This is a genomic window from Stenotrophomonas sp. Steno-Z10-BAI (assembly GCF_056393115.1).
This window is the reverse complement of record NZ_JBWJOZ010000005.1, coordinates 163326-175800: the sequence shown is the minus strand read 5'-3', so window position 1 is coordinate 175800 and position 12475 is coordinate 163326. Positions and strand designations below refer to the sequence as shown.

Annotated in this window: 8 protein-coding genes; 2 read left to right on the top strand and 6 right to left on the bottom strand. The window is 66.9% G+C overall.

From position 1 onward, the window contains the following. Positions 1 to 62: 62 nt before the first annotated feature. The 6 genes from aceK to AC06E9_RS13965 all read right to left on the bottom strand — a co-directional run bounded on the left by aceK (position 63) and on the right by AC06E9_RS13965 (position 7652). Positions 63 to 1775: a bifunctional isocitrate dehydrogenase kinase/phosphatase gene (gene aceK / locus AC06E9_RS13990; RefSeq protein WP_152150947.1), complete on the bottom strand. Its 1713-nt coding sequence runs from the start codon at positions 1773 to 1775 to the stop codon at positions 63 to 65. 183 nt (positions 1776 to 1958) lie between these two features. Further along, complete coding sequence (locus AC06E9_RS13985) at positions 1959 to 4184, bottom strand: NADP-dependent isocitrate dehydrogenase (protein ID WP_478056246.1); 2226 nt, start codon at positions 4182 to 4184, stop codon at positions 1959 to 1961. A gap of 305 nt (positions 4185 to 4489) precedes the next feature. Then, positions 4490 to 4993: a hypothetical protein gene (locus tag AC06E9_RS13980; protein ID WP_121040564.1), complete on the bottom strand. Its 504-nt coding sequence runs from the start codon at positions 4991 to 4993 to the stop codon at positions 4490 to 4492. A gap of 40 nt (positions 4994 to 5033) precedes the next feature. After that, positions 5034 to 5327 carry a LysM peptidoglycan-binding domain-containing protein gene (locus AC06E9_RS13975; protein ID WP_121040566.1) on the bottom strand — a complete coding sequence of 98 codons (294 nt, stop codon included), beginning with the start codon at positions 5325 to 5327 and terminating at the stop codon, positions 5034 to 5036. Positions 5328 to 5421: 94 nt separating this feature from the next. Next, positions 5422 to 6240: an NADPH-dependent 7-cyano-7-deazaguanine reductase QueF gene (gene queF / locus AC06E9_RS13970; RefSeq protein ID WP_478056245.1), complete on the bottom strand. Its 819-nt coding sequence runs from the start codon at positions 6238 to 6240 to the stop codon at positions 5422 to 5424. An 83-nt stretch (positions 6241 to 6323) separates the two neighbouring features. Then, a complete protein-coding gene (locus AC06E9_RS13965) occupies positions 6324 to 7652 on the bottom strand; it encodes a M20 family metallopeptidase (RefSeq protein ID WP_478056244.1) in 1329 nt (442 codons plus the stop codon). A 231-nt stretch (positions 7653 to 7883) separates the two neighbouring features. Between AC06E9_RS13965 and AC06E9_RS13960 the strand changes: the two genes are divergently transcribed. Both AC06E9_RS13960 and AC06E9_RS13955 read left to right on the top strand, forming a co-directional pair. Further along, the gene (locus AC06E9_RS13960) at positions 7884 to 9122 is read left to right on the top strand and encodes an efflux RND transporter periplasmic adaptor subunit (protein WP_478056243.1); all 1239 of its coding nucleotides are present in this window, start codon (positions 7884 to 7886) and stop codon (positions 9120 to 9122) included. An 88-nt stretch (positions 9123 to 9210) separates the two neighbouring features. After that, the gene (locus AC06E9_RS13955; RefSeq protein WP_478056242.1) at positions 9211 to 12450 is read left to right on the top strand and encodes an efflux RND transporter permease subunit; all 3240 of its coding nucleotides are present in this window, start codon (positions 9211 to 9213) and stop codon (positions 12448 to 12450) included. Positions 12451 to 12475 lie beyond the last annotated feature (25 nt).

Genomic DNA, 12475 nt, shown 5'->3' with positions numbered 1-12475 from the left:
CGCTGGATCAGCACCAGCGCCCATGCCGCTGTCCGGGCGCGCAGTGGCGATCCTGCAGACAATCAGGCCAGCCGCAGCGCCCCGGCATACGGCGGCGTGTCCGGAAAATCACCGCTGGCAAAACCTGCCTGCAGCTGTTGCCACCACACGGGATCAAACAGATGGCCGAAATGCTCGCGCACGGCCGCCAGCTCGGGCGCCGGCAACCCCATGAACATCCAGAACCGCTCCGCAAACACGTCGCGCGGGCCGATCTCGAACCACGGTTCATCAGCCAGCGCTTCCTCCTCATTGCGCGGCGCCGGCCACGCACGGAAGTTGCACTCGGTGACCAGGCACAGCTCGTCGTAGTCGTAGAAGACCGCGCGCCCGTGGCGTGACACACCAAAGTTCTTCGGCAACATATCGCCAGGAAAGATGTTGTTGCGCGCCATGTCGGTGATCGCCTGCGCGTAATCGAGCGCGGCGACACGGCGTGCCTCGGCGGTCTGCTCGCGCAGGTACAGATTGAGCGGACGGAAACGCCGCTGCACGTAGCACAGCGCGATCACCAGTTCGTCGCCCTCCTCGCGCACACTGCTGGCACACTGGGTCAGCAGCTCCTCGCGCAGCGCCGCGGAGAATCGCGCCCGCGGAAAGCGCAGGTGCCGATACGGCTGCGCATCAAGCAACCGGCCGACGCGGTCCAGGGTGAACACCAGGGCGTACTTTTCTTCGACCTGGTGCCGGGTCATGGTTTTCGGCCACGCGAAACGGTCCCGGATCAGCTTGAACACCAGCGGATAGCTGGGCAGGGTGAACACCGCCATGACCATGCCGGGCGTGCCGTCGGCATGCACCAGCTGCTCACCGGGCTGTTCGTGGAAGTGACGGAAGAACGTGCGATAGCGTTCGGTCTTGCCCTGCTTGGCACGCCCGAGCACGGTGTAGATCTCATCGACCGGCTTGCCCGGCAGCAGGCTGCGCAGGAACACCACCGCATCGCCCACCGTGGCCAGATCGGCCTGGAAATAGCTGCGCGAGACGCCGAACAGATGCGCGACGTCACGGCGCCGGCTCAACACCGCATCCACGCGCAGGCCGCGCTCGTCATGGACCAGCGCGATCACGCAGGGCGAGAAGCGATGCTCACCGAATACGCGCCCCACAAGATAGGCGCGACGCTCGCGATAGAACACGGTGTCGAGCAGTTCAATGCTGCGCACCGGGTAGTCGCCCCAGTGCGCCAGATCGTCCTGCAGGCGCACTGCGATCGCGGCGGCGCAGCGCAGCTGGTGCGCGTACGGCACGTCGAAGCGATAGTCCCCCAGTACGCGCATGAAGGCATCGGCCGGGCGCGTGGGGGACAAGGTATAGCTGTGCCGCGCGACGGGATGGGTAATGGCGTCGGAAGGTTCGACATCCATCGCCATGAACTCGATCGCCCCGTCCACGCCGCGGGTGGCGAACAGCCGGCGTGCCAGCGTGTTGTAGAACGTCTTGTACAGTTCGGCGTCGATCAATCCGGCCAGCAGCGCGGCATACGCCGCGCGAACCTCCAGCCACAGCGCGCGCTCGCCCACATGCTCACCGACTGCGCGGCGCAGGGTATCGACGGTCTCGGCGATGCACTGGTCATACAGCGCGATGCGCTCCACGGCGTCCTGCCGTGCACCGGCCCAGTCGCGCTGTTCGAAGCGCTGCCGCGCACGCCGCGAGATCGCCGCGAAGCGCGCGTGGTAATCCTCGAACCCATCGCGGATCAACCGCGCGAGTCCGTCCGGCGTTGCGCTCATGCGGCGGCCCCGGCGGGGCATGGAGGGCTCTGGCAGGAACAGCGACCGTGCATACATCCACTTCCACAGGACCTGCTGCCACCATACGGCAGGGACCGGGCGCTTGCCCAGCGGGCGCCCGCAAAAAAACCCGCGCCGAAGCGCGGGTTCTTCATCGATCACCGCAGCCGCGGGACCGCTTCGTTACAGCGCAGACAGCGCGCTGTTGAAGGTGGTGCTCGGACGCATCGCGGCGCTGGCCTTGGCCACGTCCGGACGGTAGTAACCGCCGATGTCGACCGGCTTGCCCTGCACCGCCGCCAGTTCACCCACGATGGCCTGCTCGTTGTCGGCCAGTGCCTTGGCCAGTGGAGCGAAGCGGGCCTTCAGCGCAGCATCGTCGTCCTGCGCGGCCAGGGCCTGGGCCCAGTACAGCGCGATGTAGAAGTGGCTGCCGCGGTTGTCGATGCCACCGAGCTTGCGCGACGGCGACTTGTCGTTGTCCAGGAACTGGCCGTTGGCCTGGTCCAGGGTCTTGGCCAGCACGGTCGCGCCGGCGTTGTCGTAGCGGTTGCCCAGGTGCTCCAGCGAGGCCGCCAGCGCGAGGAACTCGCCCAGCGAATCCCAGCGCAGGTAATCCTCTTCCACGAACTGCTGCACGTGCTTGGGCGCCGAACCACCGGCACCGGTCTCGAACAGGCCACCACCGGCCATCAGCGGCACGATGGAGAGCATCTTGGCGCTGGTGCCCAGCTCCATGATCGGGAACAGATCGGTCAGGTAATCGCGCAGGACGTTGCCGGTCACCGAGATGGTGTCCTCACCCTTGCGGATGCGGTCCAGCGAGAAGGCGGTCGCGTCCACCGGGGCCAGGATGCGGATGTCCAGGCCATTGGTGTCGTGATCCTTCAGGTAGGTCTCGACCTTGGCGATCACCTGCGCATCGTGCGCGCGGGCGGCATCCAGCCAGAACACCGCCGGGGTGCCGCTCAGGCGGGCGCGGTTGACGGCCAGCTTCACCCAATCCTGGATCGGGGCGTCCTTGGTCTGGCACATGCGCCAGATGTCGCCGGTCTGCACGGCGTGCTCGAACACCACGGTGCCCGCCTCATCGGTGACGCGCACGGTGCCGTCGGCCGGGATCTGGAAGGTCTTGTCGTGCGAGCCGTATTCCTCGGCCTTCTGTGCCATCAGGCCGACGTTGGGCACCGAGCCCATGGTGGCCGGGTCGAAGGCGCCGTGGGTGCGGCAGTCATCGATCACGGCCTGGTACACACCCGCATAGCAACGGTCGGGGATGACGGCCTTGGTGTCCTGCAGCTTGCCGTCGGCATTCCACATGCCACCGGAGTCGCGGATCATCGCCGGCATCGAGGCATCGACGATCACGTCGCTCGGCACGTGCAGGTTGGTGATGCCCTTGTCCGAATTGACCATGGCCAGGCCCGGGCGCTTGCCGTACTCGGCGGCCAGATCGGCCTTGATCGCTTCCTGGGTCGCTTCGGGCAGCTGCGGCAGGCGCGCGAACAGATCGCCGATACCGTTGTTCGGATCGAACCCGGCCTGCTTGAGCACCTCGGCATGCTTGGCCAGCACGTCCTTGTAGAACTCTTCGACGACCACACCGAACATGATCGGGTCGGAGACCTTCATCATGGTGGCCTTCAGGTGCAGCGAGAACAGCACGCCCTTGGCCTTGGCATCGGCGATCTGCGCCTGCACGAACGAGGCCAGCGCATTGCGGCTCATCACCGCGGCGTCGACGATCTCACCGGCCTTGACCGCGGTCTTCTCCTTGAGCACGACGCTGCTGCCGTCGGCCTTGAACAATTCGATCTTCAGGCTGCCGGCAGTGGCCAGCGTGGCCGACTTTTCGCTGCCGTAGAAGTCACCGCCGTCCATGTGCGCGACATGCGATTTGCAGTCCTTGGACCACTTGCCCATGCGATGCGGGTGCTTGCGGGCATAGTTCTTGACCGACAGCGGCGCGCGGCGGTCCGAGTTGCCTTCGCGCAGCACCGGGTTCACCGCGCTGCCCTTGACCTTGTCGTAGCGCGCCTTGATGTCGCGCGAGACGTCGTCGGTCGGCACGTCCGGGTAGTTCGGCAGTGCGAAGCCCTGGTCCTGCAGTTCCTTGATCGCGGCCTTCAGCTGCGGCACCGAGGCGCTGATGTTGGGCAGCTTGATGATGTTCGCGTCCGGGGTGGTTGCCAGCTGGCCCAGTTCGGCCAGGTGATCGGCCTCTTTCTGGTCGTCTTTCAGGTAATCCGGGAACAGGGCGAGGATGCGGCCGGACAGCGAGATGTCGCGGGTTTCCACGGCGATGCCGGCGGTGGCGGTGTAGGCCTCGACGATCGGCAGCAGCGACTGCGTGGCCAGGAACGGGGCTTCATCGGTGAGCGTGTAGAGAATCTTGGGCGTGTTCGACATGGGGGATCAGGGCTCTCTTGCAGATCTCGTGAATGATGGCCGACGGCAATGCCGGGCCGCGTGCAACCGTGTCGCGTGCAGGGCCTCGCACAGCCTGGCCCGCACTTTCCCCGGGGACCGCGCCAACCAACGGCGCGCACGGCGGGAAACCCCTGCATTGTCGCGTTTTCAGCCCCCCGGAGCAAAGCCGTCCCATACGCAAACGTACTGGAACGCTGTGGTCCGGCAAGCACCCATAAAAAAGACGCAGCCTCGCGGCTGCGTCCATCGTGAGCCTGTTGCCGGGAGAGAGTCGGCGTCTGGGCTTACTTGACCTCAAACTCCTGCGGCGATCCAGCCGCCTTACCATCTACCATGACTTCCGCGCGGTACTTGCCCGCCGGCCAGCCATTGGCATTCTTGAAGGAAATATTGGTGGTCTCGGCACCGGTGGTATTCACCACCTGGTTCTGCTCACCGGCCACCTGGCCGTTCTGGAAGGTCAGCTTGGCCGCCACGTTGGCGTTGTTGGCGCTGCCATCGGTGCGGATCGAGACGATGATGTCGTCTTTCGGCGCGAACAGCGCGACCGAGGTGACGGTCTTGTCGGCTGCGGCGGTCTTGCCAACGGTAACGGCCGAAACGTTCACGCCTGCTGCAGCGGTCATCGGCTGCGGCGCGGCTTCCGTCATCGGCGCCGGCGCGGCCGGCGTCATCGCGGCGGGCTGCGCGTTGTTGTCAGCGGTGTCTTCTTTCTTCTTGCAGCCGGCCAGGGCCACGGTGGCCAGAAGCGCGGCGAGGACGGCAGTACTGATGGACGACTTCTTCATGTGAGGTTGCTCCCTTGTAGGTGATGGGCAGTACAGCGGATCAGGCTTTGGGCGGCAATTTCAGGGTCTGGCCCGGTTGGATCTTGTCCGGGTCGTCCAGTACATCGCGGTTGGCCTCGAAGATGCGCTTCCACGCATTGGCATCGCCCAGTTCCTGCTTGGCGATCTTGGAGAGCGAATCGCCCTTCTGCACCGTGTAGGTGCCCCCGACCTTTTCCGCAGTGGTATCCACCGAGGAGGTCACGCCCGAGAAATCGACCTGATCGACTTTCTGCGCGGTGGTATCAACGCTGGCGCTGACACCGGAAAAGTCGACTTTCTTATCGGTACTCATCCATACACTCCCGTCTTGATTGACGACATGGGAGGCACGGTGTCACAGCCCTTGTTAATGGGGCATGGCGTGAATGTGAAGACGTGCGGAACGCCTACTGGCGCAGGTCGCGGACGGTGCGCACCGGGGCGGCGATGCCCGGGCTGGCACGCCACGGGTTGATGTCCAGCCCGCCGCGGCGGGTGTAGCGCGCTTCCACTTCCAGCCACTGCGGCTGGCAGCGCTGGGTGATCTCGCTGAAGATCCGCTCCACGCACTGCTCGTGGAACTCGGCGTGTTCGCGGTAGCTGATCAGGTATTTCAGCAGGCCGTCGCGGTCGATCTTCGGGCCACGGTAGCGCACGCTGACGCTGGCCCAGTCCGGCTGGCCGGTGACCGGGCAGTTGGATTTGAGCAGGGCCGAACTCAACGTTTCGGTGACCACCTCATCGGCATCGGCGAACAGGAACTCCGGGGCCGGCGGGCCGTAGCGTTCGATGGCGACATCGCGCTCGTCCAAGGACTCGCCCTCAGCCTCTTCCACCAGCGGCGGCACCCCGAGCACCACCGTCACCACCGCCCCGGCACACGCCGACAGATCGCGGGTGATGCACAGGCGCGCCGCCTGGTCATCATCGAAACGCGTGCTGTTGAGCGAGTTGAGATACAGCTTGAACGACTTGGATTCGATCAGGTTCGGCGAGGTGCACGGCACGCTGACCGTGGCCACGGCCACACGCGGCTTGCCGCGCCCGTCCAGCCAGCTCAGCTCATAGGCCTGCCAGCGGTCATGGCCGACGAACGGCAGCGCCGCTTCGTCCAGGCCGATCTCCTCGCGGGCGCCGCGGCGCGGGATGGGGAAGAGCAGGCCGGGATCGTACTGCGACGGGTAAGCAACCTCGCGACCGAGGCTGGAGTCCTGGGGGGTATTCATGCCGCCATTTTACGCCGGTAGGCGCGCGGCGTCCGGCGGCGAAAACGAAGGGCCCCGGCCAACGGCCGGGACCTACCGTCGTTTCACCCCGCCGCAGGCGCAGCCGGGGTCCCGTTGAGATAATCCAGGCTCACCTGCAGCAGCGCGCGCAGGCCCACATCCAGCGCCTTCTCATCGAGCAGGAACTTCGGCGAGTGGTTGGCCGGCGCGGTCGCCGGATCGATCCCCTCGCTGGTGGAGCCCACGAAGAAGAACATCCCCGGCACCTGCTGGGCGTACAGCGAGAAGTCCTCGGCCCCCATCTGCAGCGGCGGCTCGTAAACATTGCCCTCGCCCACCACGGCCTGCAGGCTCGGCAGCATCCGCGCGGTCAGTGCCGGATCGTTGACCGTGGCCGGGTTGCCCTCGGACTCGTAGATCTCGGTTTCCGCCTTGGCCCCGTGTGCGGCGGCGGTGTGCTCGGCCACGTTGCGCAGGTCGGCGAAGATCTGCTGGCGCATGCCCTCGTCGAAGGTGCGGATGGTGCCGACCATCTCCACTTCATCGGGAATGATGTTGTAGCGGATGCCGCCCTTGATCGCGCCGAAGGTCACCACCGCCGGCTGCTTGGAGAGGTTGGCACGGCGGCTGACGATGGTCTGCGCGGTGCCGACCAGGTCGGCGGTGGCCACGATCGGGTCCACCCCGTTCCACGGCGCCGAGCCATGGGTCTGGCGGCCGATCACCTTGATCCCGAAACGATCCGACGCCGCCATCAGCGGGCCGCCACGCACCGCGATCTGGCCGGCCGGCACGCTGGAGAACACATGCAGGCCGAACACGGCTTCGGGCTTGAAGTCCTTGAACAGCCCTTCCTTGAGCATCTGCGCCGCACCGCCCTCTTCCGGCGGCGGCGCGCCCTCTTCGGCGGGCTGGAAGATCAGCATGACCTCACCGGGCAGGTTCGCGCGCATCTTCACCAGCGCATCGGCCACGCCCAGCAGGGTGGCGGTGTGGGCATCGTGGCCGCAGGCGTGCATCACCCCGACCGTCTCGCCACGGTAGGTGCTGGTAGCCTTGGAAGCGAACGGCAGGCCGGTCTGCTCGGTCACCGGCAGCGCGTCCATGTCCGCGCGCAGGGCGATCCGGGGGCCGGGCTTGCCGCCCTTGATGATCGCCACCACGCCGTGGTGGGCGATGCCGGTCTGCGGCTTCAGGCCCATCGCGCGCAGGCGCTCGGTCACCTTGGCCGAGGTGCGTTCTTCGCGATTGGACAGCTCCGGGTGCTGGTGGAAGTCGCGGCGCCAGTCGATCACCTGGGCCTTGAGGCGGGTCGCGGCGGCGGCCACTTCCGGGCGTTCGGCGGGGGCGGCAGCAGCCAGGCCGGGGGCGGCCAGCAGCAGGGCGGACATCAACAGCGACAGACGGGGCATTGAAGGTCTCCACGGGTCAGAACGGCGGTCGAACCTGAATGTAGGGCATCAGCGCCGGACGCGCTGTAACTTTCTGCCCCGGCAAACGTTCATGGAGGGAACCTCACCCGTCACATCCGGTCTGATCGCCCGTCCCATCCGTCATGCATGAAAGGCCACGGGCGACGAGTATGCTTTGCGCCTAGCCAACCGGGCCCCCCGCCCTCCGCCAGCCCCCTCAGGAGTTATTGAATGTCGCGTTTCTGGAAGATCGTGCTGCTGGTGGTCGCAGTGCTGGTGGTTGCCGTGGTCGGAATGCGCCTGATCGGCGGCAAGAAGGGGGATGCAGGCGGCCCGGCACCCGAAGGGCGCCAGGGCGGTGATCCGGCCAATGCCGGCCCGGTCCCGGTCACGGTGATCGATGCCGTCCGCCAGGATGTGCCGGTGTACGCCAGCGCGCTGGGCACGGTCGCGGCGATGAACACCGTCACCGTCAGCCCGCAGGTCGGCGGCCAGCTGATCAGCCTGAACTTCAAGGAAGGCCAGGAAGTGAAGAAGGGCGACCTGCTCGCGCAGATCGATCCGCGCACCCTGCAGGCCAGCTACGACGAAGCCGCGGCCGCCAAGCGCCAGAACCAGGCCCAGCTCGCCACCGCCCGCTCCAACTACCAGCGCTCCAATTCGGCCGAATACCGCCAGTACGTGGCCAAGACCGACCTGGATACCCAGCGCAACCAGGTGGCCCAGTTCGAAAGTGCCGTGGCCGCCAACGAGGCCAGCATGCGCGCCGCCCAGGTGCAGCTGCAGTACACCCGCGTGACCGCCCCGATCTCCGGCATCGCCGGTATCCGTGCCGTCGACGCCGGCAACATCGTCAGCGCCGGCACGGCGTTGGTGACGCTGACCCAGATCCACCCGATCCATGTCGTGTTCAACCTGCCCGAGCGCCAGCTGCCGGCCGTGCGCCAGGCCCAGGCTGCCGGCCCGGTGGACATCGCCGCACTGGACCGCAACGACGCGCACGTCCTTACCGACGGCGGAAAGCTGGATGTGGTGGACAACCAGATCAGCAGCGACAGCGGCACCTTCCGCGCGCGCGCCCTGTTCGACAACGAAGACAACTCGCTGTGGCCGGGCCAGTTCGTCAATGTCCGCATGCAGCTGCGCACCATCGCCGGCGGCGTGGTGATCCCGACCCAGGCCGTGATGCGCGGGCCGGACGGCGAATACGTCTACATCGTCAAGCCGGACAGCACCGTGGCCATGCAGACGGTGAAGAGCGGCGTGGAAGTCGGCGACAGCCAGGTGCAGATCACCGAGGGCCTGAAGGGCGGCGAGCGTGTCGTGAGCGAAGGCCAGTTCCGGCTCAAGCCAGGCGCCAAGGTGACCGCGCTCAAGCCGGGCGAAACCCCGGCCGCACCCACCGAAGCCGAGCTCAAGGCCGCCCAGCAGCAGGGTGGCGGTGGACGCCGCGGTGGCGGTCCGCGCTGATCGCGCCCGCCCCACGTTCCTGACGCCGGCCCACGCGCCGGCGTTCGCCTGATCCAACGCAGCACGACGCACCAGCAAGGACCCGCCCGTGGGCTTTTCGACGATTTTCATCCGCCGCCCGATCGCCACCTCGCTGCTGATGGCGGGCCTGCTGCTGCTCGGCATCCTCGGCTACCGCCAGCTGCCGGTGTCGGCGCTGCCCGAGATCGATGCGCCCAGCCTGGTGGTGACCACCCAGTACCCCGGTGCCAACGCGGTCACCATGGCCTCGCTGGTGACCACGCCGCTGGAGCGCCAGCTCGGGCAGATATCCGGGCTGGAGATCATGACCTCCGATTCGTCGGCGGGGCTGTCCACGATCATCCTGCAGTTCTCGATGGACCGCGACATCGACATCGCCGCGCAGGATGTGCAGGCCGCGATCCGCCAGGCCACCCTCCCCTCCTCGCTGCCCTACCAGCCGGTCTACAACCGGGTGAACCCGGCCGACGCGGCGATCGTTACCCTCAAGCTCACCTCCGACACGCGCCCGTTGCGCGACGTCAACAACTACGCCGACTCCATCCTCGCCCAGCGCCTGTCGCAGGTACAGGGCGTGGGCCTGGTGTCCATCGCCGGCAACGTCCGTCCGGCCGTGCGCATCCAGGTCAACCCGGCGCAGCTGTCCAACATGGGCCTGACCCTGGAAGAACTGCGCAGCGCGCTGACCCAGGCCAACGTCAACGCGCCCAAGGGTTCGCTCAACGGCAAGACCCAGTCCTACTCGATCGGCACCAATGACCAGCTGACCAGCGCCGCCGAGTACCGCGACACCATCATCAGCTACAAGAACGGCCGCCCGGTGCGCCTGTCCGATGTGGCCAACGTGATCGACGGCGTGGAGAACGACCAGCTGGCCGCGTGGGCCGATGGCAAGCCGGCGGTGCTGCTGGAAGTGCGCCGCCAGCCGGGCGCGAATATCGTGCAGACCGTGGAGCGCATCCGGGCGCTGCTGCCGCAGCTGCAGAACGTGCTGCCGGCCGACGTGCACCTGGACATCTTCAACGACCGCACCGAGACCATCCGCGCCTCGGTGCATGAAGTGCAGTTCACCCTGATCCTCACCATCGGCCTGGTGGTCGCGGTGATCTTCGTGTTCCTGCGCCGCTTGTGGGCCACCATCATCCCCTCGGTGGCGGTGCCGCTGTCACTGGCCGGCACCTTCGGTGTGATGGCGTTTGCCGGGATGTCGCTGGACAACCTCTCGCTGATGGCGCTGGTGGTGGCCACCGGCTTCGTGGTCGACGATGCGATCGTGATGATCGAGAACATCGTGCGTTACATCGAACAGGGCAAGAGCGGGCCGGAAGCGGCCGAGATCGGCGCGCAGCAGATCGGCTTCACCGTGCTCTCGCTGACCATCTCGCTGGTGGCGGTGTTCCTGCCGCTGCTGCTGATGCCCGGCGTCACCGGCCGCCTGTTCCACGAATTCGCCTGGGTGCTGAGCATCGCGGTGACGCTGTCGATGCTGATCTCGCTGACGCTCACCCCGATGATGTGCGCCTACCTGCTCAAGCCCGATGCGCTGCCCGAAGGCGAGGATGCGCACGAGCGCGCCGCCGCGGCGGGCAGGACCACCGTGTGGTCGCGCACCGTCGGCCTGTACGAGCGCAGCCTAGACTGGGTGCTGGATCACCAGCCGCTGACCCTGGCCGTCGCCGCCGGCGCACTGGTACTGACCGTGGTGCTGTACATCGTGATCCCCAAGGGGCTGCTGCCCGAGCAGGACACCGGGCTGATCACCGGCGTGGTGCAGGCCGACCAGAACATCGCCTTCCCGCAGATGGAGCAGCGCACCAAGGCCGTGGCCGAAGCGCTGCGCAGCGATCCGGCAGTGACCGGTGTCTCTGCCTTCATCGGTGCCGGCACCATGAACCCCACGCTCAACCAGGGCCAGTTGTCGATCGTGCTCAAGGAGCGCGGCGACCGCGATGGGCTCGACAAGATCCTGCCGCGGCTGCAGAAGGCCGTCGCCGGCATTCCCGGTGTGGCGCTGTACCTCAAGCCGGTGCAGGACGTCACCCTGGATACCCGCGTGGCCGCGACCGAGTACCAGTACTCGCTGTCGGACGTGGACAGCGCGCAGGTCGCGCTGCAGGCCACCCGCCTGACCGAGGCGCTGCGCCAGCGGCCGGAACTGGCCGACGTGGACAACAACCTGTCCAACCAGGGCCGCGCGCTCGAGCTGACCATCGACCGCGACAAGGCCAGCGTGCTCGGCGTGCCGATGCAGACCATCGACGACACCCTGTACGACGCCTTCGGCCAGCGCCAGATCTCCACCATCTTCACCGAGCTCAACCAGTACCGCGTGGTGCTGGAAGTGGCCCCGGAGTTCCGTACCAGCACCGCGCTGATGAACCAGCTGGCGGTGGCCTCCAATGGCGCTGGCGCACTGACCGGCAGCAATGCCACCAACTTCGGCCAGGTCACCTCGTCCAACTCGTCCACCGCCACCGGCATCGGCGCGCAGAACACCGGCATTCCGGTCGGCGCCGGCAACATCATCCCGCTGGCGGCGCTGGCCGAGGGCAAGGTCACCAGTACCCCGCTGGTGGTCAGCCACCAGCAGCAGTTGCCCGCGGTCACGGTGTCGTTCAACATCGCGCCGGGCTACTCCCTGTCCGATGCGGTCAAGGCGATCGAAGAGACCAAGGCCGGCCTGGACATGCCCTCGCAGGTGCATGCGCAGTTCATCGGCAAGGCCGCCGAGTTCACGGGCAGCCAGACCGATGTGGTGTGGCTGCTGCTGGCCTCGCTGGTGCTGATCTACATCGTGCTGGGCGTGCTGTATGAGAGCTACATCCATCCGTTCACCATCATCTCCACCCTGCCCCCGGCCGGCGTCGGCGCCCTGCTGGCGCTGATGGTGTGCGGGCTGCCATTGTCGGTGGACGGCATCGTCGGCATCGTGCTGCTGATCGGCATCGTCAAGAAGAACGGCATCATGATGGTCGACTTCGCGATCGAGGCCCGGCGCACCGGTGCCAACGCGCATGAAGCGATCCGTCGTGCCTGCCTGCTGCGCTTCCGCCCGATCATGATGACCACCGCTGCCGCGATGCTCGGCGCATTGCCGCTGGCGCTGGGCACCGGCATCGGCTCGGAACTGCGCCGCCCGCTGGGCATCGCCATCGTCGGCGGCCTGCTGCTCTCGCAGCTGGTGACGCTGTACACCACGCCGGTGATCTACCTGTACATGGAGCGCTTCTCCGAGCGCCTGCGCCAGCGCCGCGAACAGCGTGCGCTGCGCCATGGCCATGGCCCGGTGCAGGAGCCGCAGGCGTGATGATGAGCACCGCAGGCCGTTGCGG

Bases quoted from the DNA above. Each gene is read 5' to 3' on its own strand.
- aceK (WP_152150947.1), bottom strand. From the start codon at position 1,775: ATGAGCGCAACGCCGGACGGACTCGCGCGGTTGATCCGCGATGGGTTC.
- AC06E9_RS13985 (WP_478056246.1), bottom strand. From the start codon at position 4,184: ATGTCGAACACGCCCAAGATTCTCTACACGCTCACCGATGAAGCCCCG.
- AC06E9_RS13980 (WP_121040564.1), bottom strand. From the start codon at position 4,993: ATGAAGAAGTCGTCCATCAGTACTGCCGTCCTCGCCGCGCTTCTGGCC.
- AC06E9_RS13975 (WP_121040566.1), bottom strand. From the start codon at position 5,327: ATGAGTACCGATAAGAAAGTCGACTTTTCCGGTGTCAGCGCCAGCGTT.
- queF (WP_478056245.1), bottom strand. From the start codon at position 6,240: ATGAATACCCCCCAGGACTCCAGCCTCGGTCGCGAGGTTGCTTACCCG.
- AC06E9_RS13965 (WP_478056244.1), bottom strand. From the start codon at position 7,652: ATGCCCCGTCTGTCGCTGTTGATGTCCGCCCTGCTGCTGGCCGCCCCC.
- AC06E9_RS13960 (WP_478056243.1), top strand. From the start codon at position 7,884: ATGTCGCGTTTCTGGAAGATCGTGCTGCTGGTGGTCGCAGTGCTGGTG.